26 protein-coding genes are annotated in these 24571 nt (G+C 67.6%); 12 read left to right on the top strand and 14 right to left on the bottom strand.

All coding sequences use genetic code 11. The features are described 5' to 3' along the window. Nucleotides 1–72: 72 nt before the first annotated feature. On the bottom strand, nt 73–1290 hold the full coding sequence (locus KIT25_03015) for an MFS transporter (GenBank protein UYN95932.1): 1218 nt from the start codon (nt 1288–1290) through the stop codon (nt 73–75). 78 nt (nt 1291–1368) lie between these two features. Between KIT25_03015 and KIT25_03010 the strand changes: the two genes are divergently transcribed. Next, nucleotides 1369–2097 carry a hypothetical protein gene (locus KIT25_03010; GenBank protein ID UYN95931.1) on the top strand — a complete coding sequence of 243 codons (729 nt, stop codon included), beginning with the start codon at nt 1369–1371 and terminating at the stop codon, nt 2095–2097. 24 nt (nt 2098–2121) lie between these two features. Here KIT25_03010 and KIT25_03005 read toward each other — a convergent pair whose 3' ends face one another. Then, nucleotides 2122–3627: a hypothetical protein gene (locus tag KIT25_03005; protein ID UYN95930.1), complete on the bottom strand. Its 1506-nt coding sequence runs from the start codon at nt 3625–3627 to the stop codon at nt 2122–2124. 102 nt (nt 3628–3729) lie between these two features. Here KIT25_03005 and selD point away from each other — a divergent pair, with 102 nt between their 5' ends. From selD to KIT25_02985, 4 genes are read left to right on the top strand one after another with little or no spacing between them, the layout of a single operon-like run. Then, the gene (selD, locus tag KIT25_03000; GenBank protein ID UYN95929.1) at nt 3730–5964 is read left to right on the top strand and encodes a selenide, water dikinase SelD; all 2235 of its coding nucleotides are present in this window, start codon (nt 3730–3732) and stop codon (nt 5962–5964) included. 14 nt (nt 5965–5978) lie between these two features. After that, entirely contained in the window at nt 5979–6365 is a 387-nt protein-coding gene (locus KIT25_02995; protein UYN95928.1) for an OsmC family protein, read from the top strand. Between the two features lie 13 nt (nt 6366–6378). After that, nucleotides 6379–7329: an LLM class F420-dependent oxidoreductase gene (locus KIT25_02990; protein ID UYN95927.1), complete on the top strand. Its 951-nt coding sequence runs from the start codon at nt 6379–6381 to the stop codon at nt 7327–7329. A gap of 50 nt (nt 7330–7379) precedes the next feature. After that, nucleotides 7380–7925 carry a transposase gene (locus KIT25_02985; GenBank protein UYN95926.1) on the top strand — a complete coding sequence of 182 codons (546 nt, stop codon included), beginning with the start codon at nt 7380–7382 and terminating at the stop codon, nt 7923–7925. Between the two features lie 33 nt (nt 7926–7958). On the opposite strand, the gene KIT25_02980 is transcribed toward KIT25_02985, so the two are convergent. Then, nucleotides 7959–8678 (bottom strand): ribonuclease activity regulator RraA, encoded by a 720-nt coding sequence (locus KIT25_02980; protein ID UYN95925.1) that lies wholly within the window; start codon nt 8676–8678, stop codon nt 7959–7961. A 120-nt stretch (nt 8679–8798) separates the two neighbouring features. Between KIT25_02980 and KIT25_02975 the strand changes: the two genes are divergently transcribed. After that, a complete protein-coding gene (locus KIT25_02975) occupies nt 8799–10295 on the top strand; it encodes a DHA2 family efflux MFS transporter permease subunit (protein UYN95924.1) in 1497 nt (498 codons plus the stop codon). Nucleotides 10296–10301: 6 nt separating this feature from the next. Here the strand turns inward: KIT25_02975 and KIT25_02970 are convergent, their stop codons facing one another. Then, the gene (locus KIT25_02970; protein ID UYN95923.1) at nt 10302–11036 is read right to left on the bottom strand and encodes a hypothetical protein; all 735 of its coding nucleotides are present in this window, start codon (nt 11034–11036) and stop codon (nt 10302–10304) included. Nucleotides 11037–11174: 138 nt separating this feature from the next. Between KIT25_02970 and KIT25_02965 the strand changes: the two genes are divergently transcribed. Beyond that, on the top strand, nt 11175–12380 hold the full coding sequence (locus tag KIT25_02965; GenBank protein ID UYN95922.1) for a CinA family nicotinamide mononucleotide deamidase-related protein: 1206 nt from the start codon (nt 11175–11177) through the stop codon (nt 12378–12380). Nucleotides 12381–12469: 89 nt separating this feature from the next. On the opposite strand, the gene KIT25_02960 is transcribed toward KIT25_02965, so the two are convergent. From KIT25_02960 to KIT25_02940, 5 genes are read right to left on the bottom strand one after another with little or no spacing between them, the layout of a single operon-like run. Further along, nucleotides 12470–13195, bottom strand: coding sequence for a polysaccharide deacetylase family protein (locus KIT25_02960; GenBank protein UYN95921.1), 726 nt, complete (start codon nt 13193–13195; stop codon nt 12470–12472). Then, complete coding sequence (locus tag KIT25_02955; protein ID UYN95920.1) at nt 13192–14043, bottom strand: hypothetical protein; 852 nt, start codon at nt 14041–14043, stop codon at nt 13192–13194. The genes KIT25_02960 and KIT25_02955 overlap by 4 nt, the downstream gene beginning before the upstream one ends. A gap of 7 nt (nt 14044–14050) precedes the next feature. After that, entirely contained in the window at nt 14051–14791 is a 741-nt protein-coding gene (locus KIT25_02950; protein UYN95919.1) for an SDR family oxidoreductase, read from the bottom strand. Next, nucleotides 14791–16089: a long-chain fatty acid--CoA ligase gene (locus KIT25_02945; protein UYN95918.1), complete on the bottom strand. Its 1299-nt coding sequence runs from the start codon at nt 16087–16089 to the stop codon at nt 14791–14793. The genes KIT25_02950 and KIT25_02945 overlap by 1 nt, the downstream gene beginning before the upstream one ends. A 7-nt stretch (nt 16090–16096) precedes the next feature. Beyond that, complete coding sequence (locus KIT25_02940) at nt 16097–16348, bottom strand: acyl carrier protein (protein UYN95917.1); 252 nt, start codon at nt 16346–16348, stop codon at nt 16097–16099. A gap of 270 nt (nt 16349–16618) precedes the next feature. On the opposite strand from KIT25_02940, the gene cysD reads away from it, so the two are divergent. The 5 genes from cysD (at nt 16619) to KIT25_02915 (ending at nt 19824) form a co-directional block, all read left to right on the top strand. After that, nucleotides 16619–17569, top strand: coding sequence for a sulfate adenylyltransferase subunit CysD (cysD, locus tag KIT25_02935; GenBank protein ID UYN95916.1), 951 nt, complete (start codon nt 16619–16621; stop codon nt 17567–17569). Between the two features lie 11 nt (nt 17570–17580). Then, the gene (locus tag KIT25_02930; protein ID UYN95915.1) at nt 17581–17898 is read left to right on the top strand and encodes an adenylyl-sulfate kinase; all 318 of its coding nucleotides are present in this window, start codon (nt 17581–17583) and stop codon (nt 17896–17898) included. Between the two features lie 131 nt (nt 17899–18029). Then, a complete protein-coding gene (locus KIT25_02925; GenBank protein UYN95914.1) occupies nt 18030–18542 on the top strand; it encodes a hypothetical protein in 513 nt (170 codons plus the stop codon). 76 nt (nt 18543–18618) lie between these two features. Next, the gene (locus KIT25_02920) at nt 18619–18951 is read left to right on the top strand and encodes a hypothetical protein (GenBank protein UYN95913.1); all 333 of its coding nucleotides are present in this window, start codon (nt 18619–18621) and stop codon (nt 18949–18951) included. Between the two features lie 201 nt (nt 18952–19152). Then, nucleotides 19153–19824: a hypothetical protein gene (locus tag KIT25_02915; protein UYN95912.1), complete on the top strand. Its 672-nt coding sequence runs from the start codon at nt 19153–19155 to the stop codon at nt 19822–19824. Between the two features lie 24 nt (nt 19825–19848). Here the strand turns inward: KIT25_02915 and KIT25_02910 are convergent, their stop codons facing one another. The 5 genes from KIT25_02910 to glk all read right to left on the bottom strand — a co-directional run bounded on the left by KIT25_02910 (nt 19849) and on the right by glk (nt 24504). Next, nucleotides 19849–21120 (bottom strand): MFS transporter, encoded by a 1272-nt coding sequence (locus KIT25_02910; protein UYN95911.1) that lies wholly within the window; start codon nt 21118–21120, stop codon nt 19849–19851. Nucleotides 21121–21208: 88 nt separating this feature from the next. After that, on the bottom strand, nt 21209–22045 hold the full coding sequence (locus KIT25_02905; GenBank protein ID UYN95910.1) for a pirin family protein: 837 nt from the start codon (nt 22043–22045) through the stop codon (nt 21209–21211). Between the two features lie 64 nt (nt 22046–22109). Beyond that, nucleotides 22110–22556, bottom strand: a complete 447-nt coding sequence (locus KIT25_02900) for a hypothetical protein (protein UYN95909.1) — start codon at nt 22554–22556, stop codon at nt 22110–22112. 228 nt (nt 22557–22784) lie between these two features. Further along, the gene (locus KIT25_02895) at nt 22785–23423 is read right to left on the bottom strand and encodes a hypothetical protein (GenBank protein ID UYN95908.1); all 639 of its coding nucleotides are present in this window, start codon (nt 23421–23423) and stop codon (nt 22785–22787) included. Nucleotides 23424–23544: 121 nt separating this feature from the next. Then, nucleotides 23545–24504: a glucokinase gene (gene glk / locus KIT25_02890; protein ID UYN95907.1), complete on the bottom strand. Its 960-nt coding sequence runs from the start codon at nt 24502–24504 to the stop codon at nt 23545–23547. Nucleotides 24505–24571 lie beyond the last annotated feature (67 nt).

Raw genomic sequence — 24571 nt, 5'->3', positions numbered from 1 at the left:
GCGGTCCATCATGGCGCGCGCATTTTGCCAAGGTTTCGAGGAAACACAATATGTCGTCGTGCCGCGAACTCGTCACAAACTCCGGCCGACGCGTTCGCGCGCCCGCGCCTCCGCACCGAGCGCCGCCGCGGCAAGCGCCAGCGCGGCGACCGACAGCAGCATGACGGCGGCGTAGTCGCCGGTGAAGTCGTGCAGCAGGCCGCCCAGCCACGCGCCGAGGAAGCCGCCGCAGCCCATGCCGATGCTGATCAGGCCGTAGATGCGGCCGAAATGCCGGCCGCGGTAGCGCAGGGTGGCGAGCGTCGAGATCATCGGGCCGCGCGAGCCCATGCTGCCGCCGAACAGCAGCACGTAGAGCCATAGCCACAGATCGTCGCCCGGCCCGCGCACCAGGGCGAGCGCACCGACGCCGGCGATCGAGCAGCCGTAGGCGAGCAATGCCGCGATGTTGCGCCCGCCGCGATCGGCGAGCCAGCTGAAGCCGACCATGCCGAGCGGCGTCAGGAAGCCCGCGACGGCGAGCGCGCGCGCCGCATAGGCGCCGTCGATGCCGCGCTCGAGCAGGTAGACCATGGCCTGCGGCACCAGCGCGAAGATTCCGACCGAGGTCAGGCCGAAGGAACAGGTGAGCGCCCAGAAGTGCCATTCGCGCACGGCCTCGCCGACGGTCGGCCCGGGCCCAGCCGCCGCGCGCACCGGCGCGAGGTCGGGCGCGCCGCGCTCGATTCGCCGCCACGGCAGCAGCAGGAGCAGCGGCACGAACACCGCGCTCACGATGGCGAAGACCTTGTAGGCCTCGCGCCAGCCGACGGTCTCGATGAGATGCTGGGCAAGCGGCAGCATGACGATGGCGCCCATGCCGGCAGCCGACCACGCCACGCCGAGCGCCACGCCGAGCCGGTGCGCAGGAAACCAGCGGCCGAGCAGGGTGGCGCTCAGCACGCCCGCGGTCGAGGCGCTGGCGAAGCCCATGACGATGCCGAGGCCGATATAGAGGTGCCAGACCGCGGTCGCCTGCGAGGCGCCCAGCGTGGCGAGCGTCGCCGCCGTCATGCCGGCCACGGTTAAAACGCGCAGGCCGAAGCGGTCGACGATCCAGCCCGCGACGGGTGCGGCGGTGCCGCCCACCAGCAGGGCGAAGCTGTAGATGACCGTCACCGAGCTGCGATTGGCGTCGAACGCGCCCTGCAATGCCGGCACGAAGACGACGAAGGTGTCGCTGATCGAACGGCTCGCGACGCCCAGCACGAAGCACAGCGCGACGAGGCTCCAGGGCAGCCAGCGGTTCATCGGCCAACGACCTCGCACGGCAAGACGCTTGCGTCAGCCCGCCATGCGCGGCAGGTTTCGCGCCGCGGAGGAAGTGGCGTGAGCGATACCATCGTCATCGAGCGCAGGTTCAACGGTCCGAGGCTCTCGGGCAACGGCGGCTATGTCGGCGGCGTGCTGGCGAACAGGTTCGCCGCGGCGTTCGGCGGCGACGGCGCCGTCGAGATCACGCTGCGCGCCCCGATCCCGGTCGACACGGAGATGGCGCTGGTCCGCGCCAGCGACGCGCTGCTGCTGAAGCACGGCGAGACGCTGGTCTGCGAGGCGCGCGCCGGCCGCGTCGATCACCTGCAGCCGCCGCCCCCGCCGAGCGACTGGCGCGACGTCCTCAGCCGCGGCGAGGTGGGCGGCAGCCCCGAGGACAGCGATTTCCACTGGTGCATCGTGTGCGGTCGCGGCCGCGCCGTCGGCGACGGCCTGCGCGTGCTCGGCACCGCCGGCCCGCAGCCCGGCTATTCGCTCTCCTGCTACGTCCCGCACGCCAATCATGCCGACGCCGAGGGCCGCATCCGGCCCGAGTTCGTGTGGGGCACGCTCGATTGCCCCGGCGCCTTCGCCGCGCAGGATCCCGACGACTGGCGGCCGGCCCTGACCGGCCGCATGACCGCGAAGGTGATCGACCCGCCGCGTGTCGGCGAGCGCTGTGCCGTCGTCGGCTGGCGCATCGGCGTCGACGGCCGCAAGCTCTATTCCGGCACCGCGCTCTACACCGAGCAGGGAAGGCTCTGCGCGCTGGGCACCTGCACCTGGATCGTGCTCAGGAGCTGATTTCCTGCCCCTCCGTCGCCGTGTTCAGCGGCGCACGAAGATGACGGCGACGTCGTCGCGATAGGCCTCGCGCCAGCCCGGCAGGCGGGCGAGCAGCTTGTTGGCCGCCTGGTCGCTCGCCAGCAGGGTCCAGTCGATGCGGTAACGGTCGAGCATCGCGTCGAACGGCTCCTCGCCGCGCAGCGCGACCGCGCGGACGTAGCTCTTGATGAAGTCGCCGCCGAACAGTTCGCCGCGCCCGTCTATGAAGGTCGGCACGCCCGCGCCGATCAGGAAGCCGCCGAAGCCGTAGTGGTTGAACACCCGGCCGGTGAGGTCGTGCTGGCGCGCGAACTCCAGCGCCGCCGTCGGCGCGTTGGCGGCCGGAGGCCCGATGTCGGCATGGCGGATCATGCCGACGGCGAACGCACCGGCCAGCGCGAGGCCGGCGACCACGGCGCCGATCCCGGCGGGTAGTCCAAGATCGCGCATCCGCCGCGCCAGCGCATGGTCGGCGGGCGCCACCGGATCGAAGCGCAGCGACGGGAATTGGCGCACGATCACCGGCGCCAGCACGAGCGGCGTCAGCATGGCGAGCAGCTCGGCATTGCGCGCATAGCGCAGGAAAAGATGGACCAGCCCGATCACGATCAGCAGGCGCACGAGCGGCACCTTGAGGCCGCGCGACAGCGCGACATAGAGCGCGACCAGCAGCATCAGTTCCTGCATGGGCTGGTTCTGGAAGTTCGGCGACTTCCATTCGGCGATCGTGCCGAGCGCATCGCCCAGCGAGAAGATGCGCATCGTCACCAGGATGGATTCGTAGCCGTAGGGCGTGATGCAAGCGACGAGGACCGCGGCGATGCCGAACTTCAGCCAGGCGACGAAAAGGGCGCGTCGCTCCGCCACGTCGCGCGCGCCGACCAGCGCATCGAGCGCGAAGGCGCCGACCAGCAGCAGGCCGAGCGTGAAGCCGCCATGCAGGTTCGCCCACAGCAGCATGGCGAGCAGCAGCAGCGGCCCGGGCGCGCGGCGCTCCTCGACGGCGCGCACCAGGCCGGCCACCCAGATCAGCATGACCGGGAATGCCAGCACGTGCGGACGCGCCAGGAAGTGCGGCGCCGTCATGATCGCGGCCGCGGCAGTGAACAGGATGGCCGGCAACGGCTTGATGTCGCGCAGCAGCAGCCGCAGCAGCACCGCGTAGGTGACGCCGAGCGCGCCGGCGCTCAGGCTCGTGACGCCGCCCCAGCCGCCGAGCTCGTACGCGACCGCCAGGGCGACCTGCGACAACCATTCCTTGGCGATCCAGGGCTGGCCGGTGAAGGTGAAGGAATAGACGTCGACCGTCGGGACGTCGCGATGGGCGAGGATCCACTGGCCGACCGCGATGTGCCAGTGGCTGTCCGGATCGGCCAGCAACGGCAGGCCGCGCGCATTGTTGAGGAAGACGAAGATCGCGAGGCCGAGCACCAGCGGCCAGGACAGCGCCCAAGGCGAGCGCGAGTCGTAAATGCCGGGAGAAACGGTCAGGCCGGAAGTGGCGGCCATGAGATAGCTCCGAAATGACTAAAAGAAATCGATATAATTTATTGATATACAATATTTTTCGGACTTGTACCAGCACCAGCGGCGATCGGATATAGAAGGTCGATGCAGGCTGCCGCGCCCCAATTGAAGGACCTCGTGCTGGTCGGCGGCGGGCATGCCCACGTCCATGTGCTGAAGAGCTTCGCCATGAAGCCGATGCCGGGCGTGCGCCTGACGCTGATCGGACGGGACATCGAGACGCCCTATTCCGGGATGATCCCGGGCTTCGTCGCCGGCCACTACACGTTCGACGAATGCCACATCGACCTGGCGCGGCTCTGCGCCTGGACCGGCGCGCGGCTGATCCATGCCGAGGCGGTCGGTCTCGACCGCGACAACCGCCAGGTGCTGCTCGGGGGACGCCCGCCGGTGTCCTATGACCTGTTGTCGCTCGACGTCGGCGCCGCGCCCAGCCTCGAGGCAATTCCCGGCGCACGGGAACACACCACGCCGGTCAAGCCCATCGCGGAACTGGGCCACCGCTGGCTCGCCTTCCTCGATCGGGTGCGCGACTGGCGGGGCCCGCTGCGCATCGTCGTGGTCGGCGGCGGCGCCGGCGGGGTCGAACTCGCGCTGGCGATCGACCACCGCCTGCGCGAGGCCGCAATGGCAGCGGCGCCGAGCGTCACCCTGGCGACGCGGGACGAGATCCTCGCCGGCCAGGCGAATTCGGCCCGCCGCGTCGTCCGTCGACTGTTCGGCCAACGCGGCATCCGGCTGGTCGAGAACGCGGCGACGACGCAGGTCGAGGCGGGGGTCATGCGTCTTGCCGGCGGCGCGACGCTCGACTTCGATGCCGCCTTCATCGTCACCGAGGCGAGCGCCGCGACGTGGTTCGCCGGCACCGGCCTCGCGCTCGACGGCCGCGGCTTCTTCGCCATCGATGCGACGCTGCGGACTTCCGACCCCGCCGTCTTCGCGGTCGGCGATTGCGCCACCAGCGTCGCGCACCCGCGCCCGAAGGCCGGCGTGTACGCCGTGCGCCAGGGCCCGCCGCTGGCCGACAATCTGCGCCGTGCCCTGCTCGGACAGAAGCCCGCACCCTTCACGCCGCAGAAGCACCATCTTTCCATCCTCGGCGCCGGCGACGGCCGCGCCGTGGCGACGCGCAACGGCCTGTCCGTCGAAGGCGCCTGGGTGTGGCGCTGGAAGGACCATATCGACCGCAAGTGGATGCGCATGTACCGCGATCCACCCGACCGCAGGATGGCGATGCCGGCACCCGCGGCGCCCGATCCGCGGCTGGCCGACGCCGACGCGCAGCGCCTCCTCGCCGACATCGGCATGCGCTGCGGCGGCTGCGGCGCCAAGGTCGGCGCTTCGGTGCTGGCGCGCGTGCTGGCGCGGCTCGGTCCGTCGCCGGCCACCGGGGTCACGATCGGGCTCGACGCGCCCGACGACGCGGCCATGATCGAGGTACCCGCGGGCCAGGCGCTGGTGCAGTCGGTCGATTTCTTCCGCACCTTCATCGACGATCCGTTCGTCTTCGGCGAGGTCGCGGCGGTCCATGCGCTGGGCGACGTGTGGGCGATGGGCGCGCGGCCGCACAGCGCGCTGGCGCTTGCCGTCGTGCCGGCCGCCGCCGAGCGCCTGATGGAGGAGGATCTTTTCCAGATGCTGGCCGGCGCACGCGGCATCCTCGACCGTGCCGGGTGCGCGCTGATCGGCGGCCATTCCGGTGAAGGCCCCGAAGCGGCGCTCGGCTTCTCGGTCAACGGCCTGGTCGCGCCGGCTCGCGCCCTGCGCAAGGGCGGGATGCGGCCGGGCGACAAGCTGGTGCTCACCAAGCCGCTCGGCACCGGCGTGATCTTCGCCGCCGCCATGCGCGGCCAGGCCCGCGGCCGATGGATCGCCGGGGCGCTGGCATCGATGCGCCTGCCCTCCTCCGCGGTCGCGGCGGCGCTGACGGAGGCCGGTGCCCATGCTTGCACCGACGTGACCGGCTTCGGGCTCGCCGGCCATCTCGCCGAAATGATCCGCGCCACCGGCCGCGGCGACGAGGTTTCGGTCGATCTCCATCTCGATGCGCTGCCCGTCCTGGAGGGGGCGACGGCGCTGTTCGTCGAGGGCCTCGCCAGTTCGCTGCAACCCGCGAATCTGCGGGCCCGCCATCTCGTCGACGGCATGGACAAGTTCGCGGCGCATCCCAAACTGCCCCTGGTGTTCGATCCCCAGACGGCGGGCGGCCTTCTCGCCGCCGTGCCGGCCGACGTCACCGTCGCCGGCGCCATCGAGGGAACCATCATCGGCGAGGTGCGGGCGCGCGACGACCGGCGTTCCTTCATCCACCTCGTCTGACCGGGAGCTGAGACATGGCGCACGCGCGGGCAAGCATCGGCACGACCAACTACGCAACGTCCATCGTCACGGGCCGTCACAAGCTCGCCGCCGACGAAGGACCGGGCCTCGGCGGTCGGGATAGCGGCCCCGCCCCCTACGACCTGCTGACGTCCGCGCTCGGCGCCTGTACCGTCATCACGCTCCGCATGTATGCCGAGCGCAAGCAGTGGCCGGTGACGGCGGTGCACGCCGACGTGACCTTCGCCCGCGCCGGCGACAAGGCGCACATCGACCGCGTCCTGACCATCGATGGCGCGATCGACGAGCAACAGAAGAAGCGCATGGCCGACATCGCCGAGCGCACGCCCGTGACGCTGACACTCAAGGGCGGCATCGACATCCGCACCACCCTCGCCTGACCCGGAGAACATCATGCAGATCGGCTTCAACGCACCGACGGCGGGCCCGCTGTCCCTGCTCGATCCCCTCGCCCGCCTGTGCGCCGGCGCCGAGGAGCTGGGCTTCGACTACGCCACCTTCAGCGACCACGTGGTGATCCCGACCACCATCACGTCGCCCTATCCCTACAGCGCCACCGGCGAGTTCACCAACGCCGGCGCCGGCGAGCGCAACGAAACGCTCATCGAGATGGCGTTCGTGGCGGCGCGCACGAGCCGGCTGCGCCTGGTCTCGTCGGTGATGGTGGTGCCACACCGCCCCGCCGTCCTGGCGGCCAAGCAACTCGCCACCATCGACGTGCTGTCGGGTGGGAGGGTCACGCTGGGCGTCGGTGCCGGCTGGATGAAGGAGGAGTTCGAGGCGATCGGCGCGCCGCCGTTCGAGGCGCGCGGCAAGGTGACCGACGAATACATCGCCGCCTTCCGCGAGCTGTGGACGAACGACAGGCCGCGCTTCGCCGGCCAATTCGTTCGCTTCGACAACATCGTCTTCGCGCCCAAGCCGGCCCAGAAGAACATCCCGATCTGGGTGGGCGGCGAGTCGGGGCCGGCGCTGCGCCGCACGGCGCGGCTCGGCGACGCCTGGTATCCGATCCCGACCAACCCCGCCTTCCCGCTCGACAGCCTCAAGCGCTTCGGCGCGGCGATCGACAGGCTGCGCAAGATGACCGCCGAGGCGGGCCGCGACCCGAAGGCGGTCGGCGTCACGATGCGCTTCCAGCGCTTCGGCGACACGGTGCCCGACAGGGCGGGCGACGGCGAGCGCCGGCTGTTCTCCGGCACGACGGCGGACCTCGCCAAGGACATCAAGGCCATGGAGGCGCTGGGCGTCGGCGCCATCGACATGAGCTTCGCCGGCGGCACGATCCCCGAGATCCTGGCCGAGATGAAGCGCTTCAAGAGCGAGGTGATGGCGCGGGTGTAGTCTTCGCTGGGGGCGCGCCACTCCGTGGCGCATCTTCCTTGCCGCTCACGATGGAACACAAAGGCTGGCACTCGCGGGGTTATCTCCCCCACTTCGACTCGCAAGACGTTGTCCAATCCGTCACGTTCCGGCTCGCCAACAGCTTGCCAGAGATCGCCTTGGCAAAGCTGCGAGCTGCCGATCGAGCCGAGAGCCTGAGAGACGAGATGCTTGATCGGGGCTGCGGCGCCTGCTGGCTGAAGCGCGACGACATCGCCCGGCTCGTGGAGGATGCCTTCCTGGCATTCGATGCTTCGCGATATCGCCTGCTGGCGTGGACCATCATGCCGAACCACGTCCACGTTCTCCTGGCGCCCATGCCAGGTGTCCGACTTGGCGCGATCGTCAGCTCGTGGAAGCGCTTCAGTGCCCGCGAGGCCAACCTGCGCCTTGGCCGGACGGGCGCGTTCTGGCAGCACGACTATTGGGATCGTTTCATCAGGAACGACGAGCACTATGCGGCCGTGCTGCACTATGTCGACTTCAATCCGGTCAAAGCCGGCTTGGTGGAAGCGCCTCAGCTTTGGCCGTGGGGAAGTGCTCGCCTGAACAAATGACGCGCCACGGAGTGGCGCGCTCCCAGCGAAGGATCATTTCTTGCCGCCCTTCTTCTTCCATTCCTCGTAGTCGCGCTTGGCGTCGTCGCCGGCGACGGGGAAGAGCCCCTTGAGCGAGCGGCCCCTGCGGACCTCGAGCTCGGCCCATTCCTCGTATTCGTAGTTCTTGAGCGCCTCCTCGGCGACGGCGTCGACGATGTCGGGTGGGATCACGAGGACGGCGTCGCGATCGCCGACCACGATGTCGCCCGGATAGACGGCGACGCCGCCGCAGCCGATCGGCAGCTGCAGATCGACCGGCCGGTGCACGATCGGGCTGGGCGGCGAGGAGGGGCGGCGGTGATAGGCCGGCAGCCCGGTCTTGAAGACGCCGTTGGTGTCGCGGAAGCCGCCATCGGTGACGATGCCTGCCGCGCCGCGCGCCTTGAGCCTGCCGATATAGAGGTCGCCCGCCGAGGCCGCCCGCGAATCGCCGCGCGAGTCGATCATCAGCACGTGGCCGGGCGGGCACTCCTCCATCGCCTGCGGCTGCACGGTGCTGCGATTGGTCGAGGTCGGGCCGTCCTTGTCCTCGCGCGAGGGGATGAAGCGCATGGTGAAGGCGATGCCCACCATCGGCGGCTGCTCGGGCCGGAGCGGCCAGACGTCGAACAGCGTCATGCTCCTCAATCCGCGCCGGTTGAGCACGCCGGTCAGGGTGGAGGTGCCGACCCTGGCCAGCACCTCGCGAAGATCCTTCGACAGTTCCTTCATCCCACGTTCCCTCCGCTTTCGCGAGCGACCCTACCGGCTAGCGGTACCGCAGCGCAAACCCGGGTTTCGCCTCCGGCGTCGGCGCTTTGTCGAACAGCCACACCGACCTAGCATCGCGCCATGGGAGCCCTCTCCGCCCGACAATGGCTGATCCTGCTGTCGGTGCAGTTCACGACCATCCTGTTCGGCCTGACCGCGACCAGCGTCACGGTGATCCTGCCGCAGCTCAAGGGCGCGCTGTCGGCGACCCAGGACCAGATTTCCTGGGTGCTGACCTTCAACCTGGTGGCGACCGCGATCGCCACGCCGCTCACCGGCTGGCTGGCGGCCAAGCTGGGCTGGCGCACGCTGATGGTCTCGTCGGTCGCGGGCTTCACGGTTTCGTCGATGATGTGCGGCCTCGTCGATTCGCTCGAGACGCTGCTGCTGTGGCGGGTCATCCAGGGCGCCTTCGGCGCGCCGATCTTTCCGATGGGCCAGACCATCCTGCTGGCCAGCTTCCACCGCAGCCAGCACCCCTTCATCATCATGATGTGGGGTGTCGGCGGCGTCATGGGGCCGATCATCGGACCGACCTTCGGCGGCCTCGTCTCCGACATGATGAGCTGGCGCTGGACCTTCTTCCTCATCCTGCCGCTCGGCGTGCTCGCCGGATCGCTCGCCTTCGCCGCGCTCAGCGACGAGGAGAAGGGCCGCGCGCGGCGCTTCGACTACACCGGCTTCGTCTTCATCGCCATCGCCATCGGCGCGACACAGCTGCTGTTCGATCGCGGTCAGCGCAACGACTGGTTCGACTCGCCCGAGACGGTGGTGGAGTGCTGCCTGGCGGTGCTGTTCTTCACCATGTTCGCCATCCACCTCGCGACGACTCGCGAACCGCTGTTCGACCTCGCCACCTTCCGCGATCGCAACTTCTCCATCGGCATCGCGGTCGCGCTGATCATGGGCATGCTGCAGTACACGCCCATGGTGCTGTTCCCACCCCTGCTGCAGGAACTGCAGGGCTATCCCGAAACGATGGTCGGCTATCTGGTCGCGTCGCGAGGGCTCGGCAATCTCTGCTCGTTCTTCGTCGTCGCCCAGCTCACCAAGTTCAATCCGCGTCTCTGCCTGTTCCTCGGCCTGTCGATACAGGCCTACGCCGGGCTGATGATGGGCGCCTTCGACATGCAGATCACGGTCGAGGACGTGATGTGGAGCAACGTTCTGCACGGCTTCGGCTTTGGGCTCAGCTACACGCCGATGGCCGTGCTCGCTTTCTCGACCATGCCGGTGCGGCTGCTGACCCAGGGCAACGCCATCTTCGCGTTGATCCGCATGCTGGGCTCGAGCGTGTTCGTCTCTCTGACTCTCGTGGTGTTCGCCCATTCCATGGCCGAGGCCAACGTCAACCTCGCGAGCTCGATCACGCCGTTCTCGCGCGACCTGGTGGTGCCGTGGTTCTCCGCCTTCGGCCACCTCGGCGAACTGCACGTGCAGTCGCGGCTGGCCGGCGAGATCCATCGACAGGCGAGCATGATCGGCTACATCAACGCCTTCCACCTGATGACGCTGGTGCCGCTGCTCACCGCCCCGCTCGCCTTCCTGTTCGTCTCGCGGCGGACCAGCGAGCGCTAGCGCAGGTCACGGCTTCTTCTGCGTGTAGGCCCCGCCGGAATTGGCGGAGCGGACCTCGGCGGCGGTCCTGGCCTTGCGGATCTCGACCAGACGGCGAGCCTCGTCGTCGAGCATCGCTCGGGCGTTCTTCAGCACCGTGCGGGCATGCTGCACCGGGAACTTCACGGCGCCGTTCTCGTCCATGTGGATGAGATCGCCCGGCGCCACGTCCATGCCGCCGACCGAGACCGGCACGTTGACCGATTGCACGGCCATCTCGCCGTGACCGGCCGTGACCCCACCCAGCAAGAGCTGGAACTTGAGCTTGCGGATGGCGTCGACGTCGCGCGACGGGCCGTTGGACAGCATACCGACGCAGCCCACGGCCATCATCGAGCTCACCATCATCTCGCCGGCGAGGCCCGCCTTGTTGTGCAGTTCGGGCGGCCATTTCTGCTGGATCACCAGGATGGTCGGCTTCTTCATGGCGTCGAGGGCGTCGACCACGTCCATGAAGGAAAGCCGGCCCGAGTAGTTCGGGTCGGGCAGGCCGTAGACGCAGGTCACGGCATAGCCGATGGTCGCGCCCATCTCGGGGTAGATGCAGCGGATCGAGGTGTCGGTGTACCAGTTCTCGGTCCACGGGTTGTAGAGCCCGAGGCAGAGCGGGTTTTTCGGATAGGTCGCCACCACGTTGGTGATGGTGGGCGTGTCGATCTTTCGCAGCTCGGCAAAGATCTCGTCGTCGCTCGGCTCGGCCATCTCTCGCGTTTCCCCTGCAATCGGAACCGGCGCGAGCTTACGCAGGCCGGACGGACGGGGCCACTGTGGAATTCCATTGGACTATCGAGGAGCAGGGCAATTGAGGCGCGGGCCGTTTGCCGCGATACTGGCCGTCGCATGCGCGTCGAGATCCTTTGCACCGGTGACGAGATCCTCACCGGCAAGACCATCAACACCAACTACAGCCACATCTCCCGCCGATTGACCGATCTCGGCCTCGACGTCCATTGGGGAACGACGGTCGGCGACGACCGGTCGAGCCTGCTGCTGGCGTTCCGCCAGGCCGGCGAGCGCGCCGATGCGGTGATCGTCAACGGCGGGCTCGGCCCGACCGTCGACGATCTCTCGCAGGAGGTCGCGGCCCAGGCGGCTGGCGTCGAGCTCGTGCTGAGCGACTACTGGCTCGGCCGCATGGAGGAATCCTACCGTCGGCGCGGCAGGGTCATGCCGCCCAACAACAAGAAGCAGGCCTTGCTGCCGGCCAACGCCGAGTTCATCGACAATCCGATCGGCACGGCCTGCGGCTTCGCCGTCACCATCGGCAAGGCACGCTTCTTCTTCACTCCCGGCGTGCCGCGCGAGATGCGCCGCATGCTCGACGAGCAGATCGTGCCGCGGCTGATGAAGCTCGGCGGCATCCGGGGCGTGACGCGCCTCAAGCGCTTCCACTCCTTCGGCATCGGCGAATCGCGGGCCGACCAGATGCTGACCGACATTCCCGGTCTCGAAGGCAGCGGCATCAAGCTGGGCTTCCAGGCGCACTATCCGCAGCTCGAAACCAAGCTCGCCGTGCGCGGCGACGACGACGCCGATCTCGAACGCCGCCTCGCCCCGGTCGAGGCCGAGGTGCGCAGGCGGCTCGGCAACTTCATCGTCGCGGAAGACGACCAGACGCTGGAGGGTGTCGTGCTGGCGGCGCTCAAGTCACGCGACGCCACGATTGTCGTCGCCGAGACCGTCACCGGCGGCCATCTCGCCGCCCGCCTCGCCCCGCACCCGTCGGCCGCCGCCATCTTCAGGCGCGGCGTCATCGGGGCCGCCACCCCGGCCGAGGCCTTGCGCAAGGAGAGCGGAGCGAGCCACGCGCTGACGCTCGCCGTCGACTACGACGCCGAACTGCTCGCCGGCATCGACCGGCCCGATCTCGGCGGCACCATTTCGGTGCGGATCGCCGACGACAGGGGCTCGGTGGTACGCCAGGCGCGACTGCTGGGCGGCCGCGACTGGGTCCGTGTCGGCGCCGTCGAGCTGGCGCTCGACTGCCTGCGCCGCCACCTGCTCGGCCTGCCGGTCGACGAACGCATCGATTTCGAGCGGCGCTGAGCGCACGAAGTCTTGCGACGCGCGCGATCGCAAGCTTCGACGTTGCCGGCGCGAGCGGAGGAAACAACCGCCCCGAGGCCGCCGGTTCCTCAGGCGAGGAAATGCCGCAATTCGGCGTCCGACGAATGCATGTGGATCACGTCGCGCTTGACCATCGGCAGGCGGTCGCCCGTTCGCGTCAGGCCGCGTGCCGTCGTCAGGAAACTCTTGTAGCCGACATCGAGCGCGATCCGCGGATCGCGGTCGGGCTGGAAGTCGCGCCCCGGCCGGCCCCAGGGGCAGCAGAAATGATCGCACGGCTTGCCGGTGGCGGCCTCGATGCGCTCCTTGGAATCGGCCAACTCGAAGCGCACTTCGTCGGCCGAGAGCCGGGCGAGGTTGCGATGGTTGACCGTGTGGGAGCCGAACGTGACCACCGGCGAGCGCGCCATGCGCTCGATGTCGGCCCAGCCCATGTAGCCCTTGGTGCCGACGAAGCTCGTGATGATGAACACCGAGAAGGGAATGCCCAGTCGCTCGAACACCGGCCAGGCGTTGCTGCATGAGGTCTCCAGTCCGTCGTCGAAAGTGACGGTGAAGAGCGGCGTGGCGATGGCGCCTCCCCGGGCCATCAGATCGATCGCCCCATCGAGGTCGACGAAGGTCCCCATGCGCGCCATCACGCCGAGCTGATGCTCGAGCGAAGCGGTCTCGTGATCGAGCACGTCATGATAGCAGACGAAGCGGATGCCGGGCTGCACCGCGGCTCCGAGCTTGCGCAGCGCCATCAGCCGGATGGCGGCGCCGCGGACGGTCTCGCGCAGGGTTCCGATCACAGGGCCAACTCGCTCCACAGATTGTCGATCTTCTCGCGCGGCAGGCGCGCCGACTTGAAGAGCGGCGGCGCGTTGAGGCGGTACCTGTAGGCGCGGACCGGCGCGCCGGCCAGCAGCCGTTCGTCGGCGGCGACGGCGACGGCCCGCAGACGCCGGCACATCAGCCACACGATGCGCTCGATCATGGGCGCCAGCAATCCGGGACGGCTGACGTGAAGGAGTTCGGCGAAGGGCATGTTCGGCCGCAGCATGCGACGTGCGCCGGCGACGTAGGCGACGCCGCCGTCGGAGACGACCGCGACATGGCAGCAGCGCGATTCGCGATGGCTTTCGAAGGTACGCAGGTCGTCGCCCATCAGGGCGCGGGCGACGTCGTCGGGCCGGGTCAACAGCCGGCCGCGCCATGGCCGCAGTCCGGGCAGATTGAAGAACGGCGGCATCAGGAGCTTGCATTCGTCGAGCCTGGCGAAGCCCAGCGTGCTGAACAGGCGGAACATGTCGCGGGTCGGCGTCAGGTTGACGTAGGTCAGGCTCTTGTCGGAGAGCAGTTTCAGCAGCATCGGCAGGCTATGGCGCCGGTGCTCCTCCCGCACGAACCACGGCGCGATGGCGCAGAAGCGCTCCTCCGCGCCGTCGACCGGCCGCACCGAATAGCTGGCGCCCAGGAAGCCGGCCAGCGCGCCGTCGACCGTCAGCTTCAGCCCGTAGTCGTCACGGCCCGGCATCCAGTTGCCGACGGTGACGTGCCGGCCTTCGGGCGGCGCGATGTATTGCGGCCAGTCGCGCTTGAGGAACGCGGTGATGGCCTCGAGGTCGGCCCGACGCGCCGTCTGGATCTCGACCGCCATCGCCCGCTCAGGCCGTGATGCCGCCGTCGACGACGAGACATTGGCCCGTGACGAAGCGGGCGTCGTCGCTCAGCAGGAAGCGCACGACCGGGCAGACGTCGTCCACCGTGCCGAGCCGGCCGAGCGGCGTGCGGTTGACGATCTGTCGGCGCTGCTCGTCGGCGAGGCCCGACGACATCTCGGTATCGAGATAGCCGGGGTTGATCGAGTTCACGGTGACGCCGCGGCGGCCCATCTCGCGGGCAAGCGCGCGCGTCATGCCGTCCATGCCCGCCTTGGAGGCCGAATAGGCGGCGAGCCCGGTATAGCCGCGCAGGCCGATGATGGAGGAGACGTTGACGATGCGCCCGCCGCCCGTGCGCCGCAGCAGATGCCGAGCGGCGAGCCGAGCCATCTGCAATGCGCCGGTCAGGTTGGTCTGGATGATCCGCTCGATGTCGACATTGGGATAGGTGGCGAGGATGCCCTCGCCGGCCACGCCGGCGTTGTTGACGAGGCCCCAGAAGCCCGCCGCGCCGGCCCACTTCTCGGCAGCGGCAAAGAAGGCGTCGGCCTGGTCGGCGTGGCCGATGTCGCAGCCGTGCCAGAAGACGTCGCCGGCGGCGACCAGCTTCTCCAGTTCGGGCGTCATGCCGCGGCTGCAGCCGGCGATCCGATAGCCGTGCGTGGCGAGGTCGCGCACGATCGCCAAGCCAAGGCCCCGGCTGGCTCCGGTCACGATCACGGTGCGGGGATTGCTCGTCGGCATCAGGCGCGGTGCTTCTTCCCGCCTGCCGTCACGGCAAGTTCAGGGACGACCCGGACGATACGGGGCGCGGCATAGGCTGGCAAGGCGCGCACGGCCGCCTTCACCGCGGCGGTCACACGATCGGCGTCGGCGCCCGGCGCCACGACGATGTCGGCCGCCACCAACTCGCCGGTGATCGGGTTGCGCATGCCCTTGACGTGCGCGTCGACCACATCAGGCACTTTCAGGATGACGGCCTCGACTTCCTCGGGAATGACCTTCTGTCCGCCGACATTGATGACGCTGTTGGCGCGGCCACAGAAGAGGACGCGATCGCCCTCGACCTTCACCAGATCGCCGGTATCCAGCCAGCCCTGCGCATCGAGCGGCGTGGCATGGCCGGAGACGTAGCCCGCCATCCGGCGGGGGCTGTGCAGTTGGAGCACCCCGTCCTCGATGCGCATGGCGAGGCCGTCGCGATCCTCGGCGAGCCAGGCGGCCGGAAAGCCGGCACAACCGTCGCGAACCGCGAATGCAGCGCCCGCCTCCGTCGAGGCATAGATGTGTGTGATCCGCGCCTGCGGAAAATGCGCGCGTAGGCGATCGAGGGTCGCCTGATCGACCGCCTCGCCGCCGAGCGTCGCATGACGCAGGGGAAGGCGTGAGTCCCGTCCGTCCAGCGCCAGCAGGAATGCGCGCCAGAAGGTCGGCGTGCCGCTGATCGCCGTCGGCGCGAAACCGACGGCGAGCTCGGTGAGAGCCACGACATCGGGCTGCGCGAGCGCGGCCAGCGGCGCCTGTCCCAACAAGGCCGTGAGGATGACCTGGAAACCCGCGAAGCTCGCGGGATGGTAGGTGAGCAGCCAACGCGCCGCGGGTCCCGGCCTGTCGACGGGGATCAGCCCGGCGAGACGGTCGAGATCGTGCCCTGCCGCCTTCGGAAGTCCCGTCGTGCCCGAGGTCATCAAGACGACTTGCGGCGCGGCTGGCCTGGTGCGCGAGCGCCCGGTGGCCATGGCGACGAGGTCGGCGCCGAGGACGACATCGGCGTCCATCGCTGCGACCAATTCGCCGGTCGCTCCGGGAGCACGGTGAAGCACGAGATCGCACGACGCAGCGCGACAGGCGAACAGGGAGACGATGAGGTGATCCGCCCGATCGGTCGACAGGAAGACCCGTGTCGCCCGAAGCGCGGTCAGATCCGACGCGAGCTTTGCGGCGTTGTCGCGCACCATGCCGACGGTACTCGCCTGCCGGTCCTGCAGCACGACGAGTGCGCCGGAGTCGTCGGGAAGACGAAGGCGGTCATCGACAGCCATTCAGGAATCAGCCGAGCGACTTGCGATAGAGCGCCGCCAGTTCGCCGATGGTGCGAAACTCGATGAAGCCGTCGGCGAAGGGATCTCGGCCCAACTCGACCTGGAGTTCGATCAACACCGTCGCCAGGTCGAGCGAATCGATCGGCAGGTCGCCTCCGAGCACGCGCGTCTCGGCGGTGAGCACCGGAACCGGCAGGCCCTTCTCCTGAATGCGCGCGGAAACGCTCTTCCGAATCAGCGCATCGACGTCAACGCTCATGATTTCTTCCCCAGTCTCCTCTAACATAGACGAGCGTCGCTTGCAGCGAATGCGCAAGCTTCCGGCGATCCCATTTCGCCGCATCTGCGTGTTGTCTCGGTTGAAGCCCATCGGCTGCAACTCGCGTTTTCTCCTCTCATGGCGGCAGAGCACGGTTGCATGGCTGCATATTGCCTCCCGGCCCTTCGGGGGATAGTGAGGAAGCTGGCTGCGTAAGTAGCCCCAGGAAACTGCGGCGACCGCTGGAACCCAAAAGAAGTCGGCAAAGCCATGGATGGAGAGAATTTTGCCGTGCCGGCGGGGGCGGGTGCGGTCCCCGCGCGTATTTCCGCGCATCTGCAACGCCTCGAGGACGAGGCGATCCATGTCCTCCGCGAGGTCGCCGCGCAATTCACCCGGCCGGTTGTACTTTATTCCGTGGGCAAGGACTCGAGTGTCCTTCTCCATCTTGCGCGTAAGGCTTTTTTCCCAGCGCCGATTCCTTTTCCCTTCCTTCATGTCGCCTCGGGTTGGGATTTCACTGACTTGCTCGCCCATCGCGACCGCATGGTAGCGAAATACGGCGTCAGGCTCCTGGTGCAGACCAACGAGCAGGCGGTATCGGAAGGCGTCAATCCCTTCGACACCGACATCGAGCGCTACACGCGATTGATGCTCACCGAGCCGCTGCGTCAGGCACTCGACCGGCATGGCTTCGACGCGGCGATCGGCGGCGGGCGGCGCGACGAGGAGAAGTCGCGCGCGAAGGAGCGGGTCTTCTCCGTGCGAACCTCGGGCCACGTCTGGAATCCGCGCGACCAGAGACCCGAGCTGTGGTCGCTGTTCAACACGAGGCTGCGGCCCGGCGAGACGATGCGCGTCTTCCCGCTGTCGAACTGGACCGAGCTCGATGTCTGGACCTACATCCACGCACAAGAGATCGAAGTCGTGCCGCTTTACTTCGCCGCCGAGAGGGCCGTCGTCGAACGCGGCAGTTCCCTGATCTTCGTCGACCGGCCGGGCGCGCGGCCCGACGCGGAATGGCGCCCGCACAAGCGCCGCGTCCGGTTCAGGACTCTGGGTTGCTGGCCCCTCACGGGAGCCATCGAATCGGCGGCCGCGGATGTCGCGGGCATTGTGGCCGAGCTCCTGCGCACGCGGTCCTCGGAGCGCCAGGGCCGTCTCGTCGATCTGGCCGCCAGGGGCTCGATGGAGCACAAAAAGCGGGAGGGTTACTTTTGACGCCCGCGCCCATGGTCCACGCGCTTTCCTCCAACAGCCGGCGTGAGCTGCGCTTCCTCGTCTGCGGCTCGGTGGACGACGGCAAGTCCACGCTGTTCCCGGCCGACCGGTTCCTCGAGGTGCATGTCGACGCGCCGATCGAGATTTGTCGACAGCGCGACCTCAAGGGCCTCTACAGAGCTTCCGATTCGGGGAAGGTCACGAACGTCACCGGACGCGATCAACCTTACGAGCCGCCCATGGCGGCGCATATCACAGTGAAGACTGCCGAAATCCTGCCCGAAACTGCAGTGGAACTGCTTTTGGAGACGGTGTCGACGCGCTTGTGATGCGGTGCGGGATCCGCAATTTCGGCGGGTCGCATAAAGTAACTCGGCATCAACCGAGTGCGGTTCAGCTTGCCAAGCCAGCACATGCAAATTAAGCGTTAAGATAGGCCCAGCAGCGCACACCCCATCCGATGATCGCTCCTCTCAGCCTTGCCAATCTCGCGACGATAGTGTTCGCCGCCCTGTGTTTCTCGACGATTTCGCCGCAGGCCAAGGGGGCGGCGGTGAGATATTGGCGACTAGCGGTGCCGGCGTCGCTCGCCATGGGACAGGCGCTGGTGATGCTCGCGGGAATCTTCGACGTGACCCTGGCAAGCGATCTGGTGTGGGTCGCGGCAGCGTTCCTCGGTGGATTGCTGGGCCGCATGAGGGGCTGGTCGACCCCGATCACGATCGACCCACGGGCGGGGCTGGTCCGCCAGTCGAGGGCCTTCGATTCGGCGATCGTCGCCGCCTTGCTGGTCGTGCTGGCTGCCGTCGATTTCGTCTCCGCAGCCCTGCAGAGGCCGCTGATGGATCCCGACTGGGTGGCAGCAGGGGCGGCGTTCTGTGCGGGTTTTCTCTGTTGCCGGGCGCTGGCGACGGTCGCCAAGGCGGAACGCCAGCAGAAGAGTGACGGAGCGATCGCCGGCGCCAGCGACTGAGTTGGATCGTCATGGATGTTCAAAGGAGTTGTGGAGACATCGGGGCGTAGTCATCCCGACCTGCGAGGTTCCGGTCATGCTTAGTGCCAACGGCGAAAAACTTGCTCAAGCGGTGAAGTCCGTGAGGCACGCCGCGGAAGATCTGGAATCCTCTCCGAGCGACAAGGGCGCGCGCGCCGCCTACCTGCACGCCGTGGCTTCGTCGGAGGATATCCTGTCTGCACCGCTCGACCAGCCGTCGAGCGACGCCGATGTCTGGCGGCGTCGGCTGCTGGATGAGGCCGCCATCCTGAGGCACGTCGTCACCGTGGAAGAGGACCCTTCAGCGCGGATGCGTACCCTGAGCTGGCAGGCACGCCTCGTGCATGACTTGTCCAACCTCCTGCTGAGGACGTTGCGCAAGGCGTGATTGTCGGTATCGCAAGTCGTGCCGAATACGATTTGAATTGCACGATGAGGATTCTAGGCTCAGACCAGAGATCGCGCGGCAAGCTGAGGGCTGTTCGAAGTGTTTGTACATGATTGCATCGAGCGGGATCCCCAAAGCGAACTGTCCCTGAAACCCGGAATCGACGCGCTCTTCTTTTTTCATGTACCCAGAACGGGCGGCATGACACTCGACGGGATCTTGCGCCGCGTGAGCGGTCCGTTTCGCCGGATCGAGGACTGGGACGTCGTGGCCGAGCCAGAGGCCTTCCGGCGCGGCATCTTTGCCGGCCATATTTCCTCGCGTGTGCTTCCATTTCTTCCCGCCGGCGCCGCCAAATTCACGTTGTTGCGCGAACCGGTGGATCACGCCGTGTCGCTTTATGCATGGGCGCGGGCCCTTCGCGATGACATCACCCATATGGCCCGGGGCGGCGATGCGGTTCGGCTGGTCGAAGCGGCCCATGACCTCAGTTTCATGGAGTTCACGACCTCCGACGACGGCCTGCTGTGCAGCTACATGCGCAATCCGCAAACCCGCATATTTGCCTGCGGCAACGACCACCTGCCACTGGAGAGAATGGGACCGGACCTCCTCGAGGCCGCGAAGCGCGTTCTCGAGGATTTTGAATTTGTCGGAGTCACCAGTCGATTCGGCCGTTCCTTGGAATGCATCGGCCAACGCTTTCTCAGTGGCACCATCGGGAAGTTTCACAGCGCACACCGGATCAAAATGGTGGTCGAGAAGGACGACGAAGCGATACGCCGCATCAACCATCTCGATTCCCAGCTCTATGACTGGGCGCTCGACTGCTTCGACGATTCGCCGATCGCCGTGTCCGGGAAGGCCCGGTAGGCGCACGAAACGACCGGTGCATCCTCATCGGCCGACGCCCTGCCGCGCCCACATCTCCTGGCTCGGCCGCACATCGGCGGCGCGGCCGTATATCGCCAGCGCAATCCCGAGCACGACGAACATGAAGCCGAACAGCGTGCGATAGGCCTCCTCGCTGCGTGCTCCATCCGCCAGCGGTTCGAACATGCCGAGCACGAGCCCCGACACGGTCTGCATGCAGGCCACGCCCAGCATCACGCTCGTGTTCAGCGTCGCCATGCCGCGGCCGATCAGCCGGTCGGGAAAGATGGCGCGGCCGTGCGTCATGACCATGGTGCTGGAAGCGCTCAGGAAGCCGATGGCGACGATCGCGCCGATGGCGGCCCAGGCCGGCGCATCCCTCCACAACGCGAGCAAGCCGAGGATGACGGCAATGGCCGAGGTGCCCGCGATGGCGATCCACTTGCGCGTATCGAACAGGCGATCGAGCGGGCCGAACACCAGCATGCCGATCTGATAGGCAATCACCGCCGAGAGCAGCACGTTGCCCGCCTCGATGATGCTCAGTCCGTGCACCTCGCGCAGGAATGGTCCACCCCACAGTCCCTGGACGGTGAAGGTGCACGCATAGTTGCAGAAATTGAGGGCCAGGATGAAGGGCAGCCTGGGATTGCGCAGCACCTCGCCGAGGCCGCGCAGCATCTCACCCGGCGTCTCCGACTTGCGGGCCAGGAAAGGATGGCCCGGCGGCGCGTCGCGCACCACCAGCCACACGGCGATCGCGGCCACCGCCGAGAAGACGACGACGGCGGCGAACACGCCGCGCCAGCCGATCTGCTCGGTGCCCCAGGCAAGCGGCGTCGTCGCCAGCAGATTGCCCGTCAGACCGATCGACAGCACCCAGCCCGACAGCGTGGAGAAACGGTCGGGCGGGAACCAACGGGTGATCACCACCATGGTACCGATCAGCATGACGCCGAAGCCCGCGCCCATCAGTGCGCGACCGGTGAGCAGGACCGGCCAGCTCGGCGCCAAGGTGAAAATGGCGGCGCCGATCACCGCCAGCAGCAGCATACCGGTCACCGTGCGGCGAGGACCGAAGCGGTCGAACAGGAAGCCGCAGGGGATCTGCATCACCGAGAAGCCGAAGAAGAACGCGCCGGTCAGGGCGCCCAACGCCTCCGGACCGATGGCGAGGTCGCGCATCAGATCGAGCCCGATCGTGACGTTGGCGGCACGGAAGAAATGGCTGGCGACATACGCGGTGGCCAGGGTGCCGACGATGATCAGCCCCTGCCGCCGAAATTCGGACGACATCTGTGCGCGTTCCTTCCCTGCGCCGGTCCTTAGATCAGATTGCGCTCCGGCTGTACCATCTCGTCACGCACCGCTTCGCGATGCGATGTCAGAACGGCACGCCCTCCAGCCGCCCCATTCGTCCGGCCAGGTAGTCGCGCCGCGCCTGGTCCAGACGCTCGGGCGTGTCCATCACGAAGGGCCCGGCGAACAGGATCGGCCCTTCCGCCGGCTGGCCGCCGAGGAGCGCGACGGAGGCCGCACCCTCACCGGCAGCGGCGATCGTGACGCGCGATCCCCGTCCCAGCACGGCGAATCCGCCGGTGCCGAGCGGCCCGCCGCCGGCGTCCGCGAGAGCGCCGGCGAGCACGTAGAGACCGACTTCATGCCCCGCCTCCACGCCGAGCGTGAAGACCGCTCCGGCGTCGAGTTCGGCATGCGCGAAGACTGTCGGGGTCGCGAGCGTCATCGGTCCGAACACGCCCTCCACGGTGCCGGCGACGACGCGCACGCGGACGCCGGGCCGGCGGATCTCGGGAATGTCGACGGCTCGCCACGAGCGATAGGTCGGCTCGGCGAATTTCAGCGCCGGCGGCAGGCTGGTCCACAGCTGCAGGCCGTGGCGCCCACCCTGCGGCTGCTCGGCATGCAGGATGCCGCGACCCGCCCGTATCCATTGGGCGTCGCCGGGGCCGAGCCGGTCACGAAAGCCCATGCTGTCACGATGCTCGACGCCGCCCTCCAGCAGATAGCTCAGCACCTCGATGCCGGCGTGGGGATGCGGACGATCGCCGATGCCGCGCGCGCTGCGACTTCGATAGTGATCGACGAACACGAACGGTCCGACCGACGGTCGCTCCGGCATCGGCAGAGCGCGAAACAGCAGCATGTCGCCGTCATCGACGACGCGCTGGGCGGCAAAACGGGCTTCGATGCGGCGGTTCATTCGGGTATGGCCCCGGTAGTTGCGAGAGGAAGCCGTACGAGCCCCGGTTCGCGGTGCCTGACCGCTATTCCTTGGGTTTGACGCCCGGCAACATGTCGAGATGGATCGACCGCGGCGCCGTGTAGTAGCGCAGCATGATTACCCGCCCGACGAGGAAGGCGGCGAGAAATGCCGCAGCGGCCCCGAGCACGCCGAACCTGCCGGACTGGCGCGACATCAGATCGGAGGTGACGAACCTCGAAAGCGCGAGAACCAGCAGCAGTCCCGTCGCGGCGAGACCGTCCCATGTGCGCCTCACTCGCACCAGCTTGCGTTCGAAATCCTTGTCAGCATTGAGGATCGCACCTGCGGCGACGCCGAGGGCAAGACCCGCCATGATGCTGACGGTCCACAGTTCGAAGCGCTTGCCGGGTGAGACGATCAGCAGGACCGTCGCCACGATGACCGCGAGCGCTGGGCCGAGCGCCCATTGCAGACGGGTGGCCGCCTTTTCGCTTAGTTCGTGACGCATCGACCAGAGGGCGAGAGCTGCCAGCACCACGACCGCAAGGCGGGCAAAGAAGAGTAGGCTCAGAGGTTACTCCCGCCCGCGCGAAGCCAGCAAATCCATACTGACAAGCCGCCCAGGTTTCCTGTTTTCAGGAACGGATATTCCGTGACCGGCGGCTGGTCTGCAACGGAATTCAGCGGCGGCGCTCCGGGATCGGGCGATCCCGGAGCATCGTCGTTGCATTCCGGGTCAGCGGATGATCGTGACCTTGATCGCCGTCTGCTGGCTCCACACGGTGATCAGAGATTCGCCAGGCTTGATCGTCTTGACGGCGGCGATGCCCGCTGCCGACCGGACCTGCGGCATCTGGATGACTTCGCCGCTGTCGGGCGACGGCTCCTCGGGGAAGCCGGCGGAGGCGTTGACGAGGAAGATCTGGTTGGCAGCGGCATTGACGCGGGTGCACATCCCGTCCATGCGCCACAACTTGATCTGCTCCTGGGCCCCGGGGATGCCCTCGAGCCGCGCGCCCTTGGCGACCATCGCCTTGGCGCTCGCATCGGCCTGCGGTGTCTTCTTGGCGATCAGGAAATCGAGGTAATCGTACCACTGCACGTCGACGATCTGGCCGACCTTGAGCTGGCCATAGTTGGTCACGAGGTCGGCGGCGCGCATCTTCACGCGGCCAAGATCCTCCCAGACAATGTTGAGGATGCGGCGCTCGGGATGAAGGCTGTGGATCGTGCCGCGCTTGAAGTTCTGGTAGGCGTTGGTGACGACCAGATCCTGCTGGGCTGCGGCGTTTCGCGGCAGCATCGATATGCTTGCCGACGCGAGCGCCGCGCCGCCGAGCAATCCCAGGGTCGTGCGACGATGAATGTACGGCATGGAAATCCCCCTAAAGAAAACGACATGTGGAGCCCACGAATGTGAGCCGTGAAATAGTCGGGGGAATCGTTCGCCGATGCCACAATTTTTAGTTTCGTCGTCGAAGAAAAATCGACCCGCCCTAACGCGCCTCATGTGCGAGCTTCGCAAGACCGACGAAGGCGGGATCGGGGCGGACGATGATCGCCGTCGGGATGCGGGAGAGATAGTCGGAGAAGCGTCCCTTGGCTTCGAATCGCGCACGGAACGAAGAAACACTCAGGAACTCGAGGAAGCGGGGCGCGATTCCGCCGCCGATGAACATGCCGCCGACTGCACCGAGCGTCAGGGCAACGTTTCCGGCGACACTGCCAAGGAAGCTGCAGAACTGGTCCAGGGTTGCCCTGCTGACGGAGCAGTCACCCGCGAGACCGTGTGCCATGATGTCCTCCGCGCTGCGTTCTGGAACCGAGACACCGTCGACGCGAGCGACAGCTTCGTACAAGTTCACCAGGCCTGGGCCCGACAGAACGGCCTCCACCGAAACATGATGCAGCCGTTCGCGCAACGCAGCGACGATCGCATCCTCGCGCACGTTCTCGCACGAAAGCGTTGCATGACCGCCCTCCGTGACCAGAACGCTCGGCTTCCTGTCGGTGAAGGTCATCGCCGCGAGGCCGAAACCGGACCCCGGGCCCAGTACCGCCATGGTGCCGCCTTCCAGGTTCCTGCCGCCACCCACGAAACGCAGATCGGCTGGCTGGAACTCCGACAATGCCCATCCAAGTGCCTCGAAGTCGTTCAGCACGCGCACGCGTTCGAGCGCAAGGCCCCGCCGCAACTGTTCGGCATCCAGGGTCCAGGCAGCGTTGGTCAGCTTCACTCGCCCTTGCGCGACGGGGCCCGCCGCGGCGACCACCGCGCGGTCTGGCGGCGCGATTGCGTGGTCCTGGAGGAATGCTCGAATCGCCTCGATCGGCGAGGCATAGTCGGCAACTCCACAGCGCATGGAGGCGACGATGTCTCCCCCGGCGAGCAGTGCGAAGCGCGCGTTGGTAGCGCCAATGTCGGCAAGAATCGCGGAACCGTCTGAAGCACCCATGACACCTGTCCGCTGCAAGCCGTGGCGAACGAGAACGGGAGTATGGCATGGTTGGCTCATACTGGGC

This window comes from Enhydrobacter sp., from assembly GCA_025808875.1.
Lineage (GTDB): Bacteria > Pseudomonadota > Alphaproteobacteria > Reyranellales > Reyranellaceae > Reyranella.
Note: the sequence above shows the minus strand (reverse complement) of the source record. Positions and strands in the feature narration are given on the sequence as shown.

Bases quoted from the DNA above. Each gene is read 5' to 3' on its own strand.
- KIT25_03015 (UYN95932.1), bottom strand. From the start codon at position 1,290: ATGAACCGCTGGCTGCCCTGGAGCCTCGTCGCGCTGTGCTTCGTGCTG.
- KIT25_03005 (UYN95930.1), bottom strand. From the start codon at position 3,627: ATGGCCGCCACTTCCGGCCTGACCGTTTCTCCCGGCATTTACGACTCG.
- selD (UYN95929.1), top strand. From the start codon at position 3,730: ATGCAGGCTGCCGCGCCCCAATTGAAGGACCTCGTGCTGGTCGGCGGC.
- KIT25_02995 (UYN95928.1), top strand. From the start codon at position 5,979: ATGGCGCACGCGCGGGCAAGCATCGGCACGACCAACTACGCAACGTCC.
- KIT25_02990 (UYN95927.1), top strand. From the start codon at position 6,379: ATGCAGATCGGCTTCAACGCACCGACGGCGGGCCCGCTGTCCCTGCTC.
- KIT25_02985 (UYN95926.1), top strand. From the start codon at position 7,380: ATGGAACACAAAGGCTGGCACTCGCGGGGTTATCTCCCCCACTTCGAC.
- KIT25_02980 (UYN95925.1), bottom strand. From the start codon at position 8,678: ATGAAGGAACTGTCGAAGGATCTTCGCGAGGTGCTGGCCAGGGTCGGC.
- KIT25_02975 (UYN95924.1), top strand. From the start codon at position 8,799: ATGGGAGCCCTCTCCGCCCGACAATGGCTGATCCTGCTGTCGGTGCAG.
- KIT25_02970 (UYN95923.1), bottom strand. From the start codon at position 11,036: ATGGCCGAGCCGAGCGACGACGAGATCTTTGCCGAGCTGCGAAAGATC.
- KIT25_02965 (UYN95922.1), top strand. From the start codon at position 11,175: ATGCGCGTCGAGATCCTTTGCACCGGTGACGAGATCCTCACCGGCAAG.
- KIT25_02955 (UYN95920.1), bottom strand. From the start codon at position 14,043: ATGGCGGTCGAGATCCAGACGGCGCGTCGGGCCGACCTCGAGGCCATC.
- KIT25_02950 (UYN95919.1), bottom strand. From the start codon at position 14,791: ATGCCGACGAGCAATCCCCGCACCGTGATCGTGACCGGAGCCAGCCGG.
- KIT25_02945 (UYN95918.1), bottom strand. From the start codon at position 16,089: ATGGCTGTCGATGACCGCCTTCGTCTTCCCGACGACTCCGGCGCACTC.
- KIT25_02940 (UYN95917.1), bottom strand. From the start codon at position 16,348: ATGAGCGTTGACGTCGATGCGCTGATTCGGAAGAGCGTTTCCGCGCGC.
- cysD (UYN95916.1), top strand. From the start codon at position 16,619: ATGGATGGAGAGAATTTTGCCGTGCCGGCGGGGGCGGGTGCGGTCCCC.
- KIT25_02930 (UYN95915.1), top strand. From the start codon at position 17,581: ATGGTCCACGCGCTTTCCTCCAACAGCCGGCGTGAGCTGCGCTTCCTC.
- KIT25_02925 (UYN95914.1), top strand. From the start codon at position 18,030: ATGATCGCTCCTCTCAGCCTTGCCAATCTCGCGACGATAGTGTTCGCC.
- KIT25_02920 (UYN95913.1), top strand. From the start codon at position 18,619: ATGCTTAGTGCCAACGGCGAAAAACTTGCTCAAGCGGTGAAGTCCGTG.
- KIT25_02915 (UYN95912.1), top strand. From the start codon at position 19,153: ATGACACTCGACGGGATCTTGCGCCGCGTGAGCGGTCCGTTTCGCCGG.
- KIT25_02910 (UYN95911.1), bottom strand. From the start codon at position 21,120: ATGTCGTCCGAATTTCGGCGGCAGGGGCTGATCATCGTCGGCACCCTG.
- KIT25_02905 (UYN95910.1), bottom strand. From the start codon at position 22,045: ATGAACCGCCGCATCGAAGCCCGTTTTGCCGCCCAGCGCGTCGTCGAT.
- KIT25_02900 (UYN95909.1), bottom strand. From the start codon at position 22,556: ATGCGTCACGAACTAAGCGAAAAGGCGGCCACCCGTCTGCAATGGGCG.
- KIT25_02895 (UYN95908.1), bottom strand. From the start codon at position 23,423: ATGCCGTACATTCATCGTCGCACGACCCTGGGATTGCTCGGCGGCGCG.
- glk (UYN95907.1), bottom strand. From the start codon at position 24,504: ATGGGTGCTTCAGACGGTTCCGCGATTCTTGCCGACATTGGCGCTACC.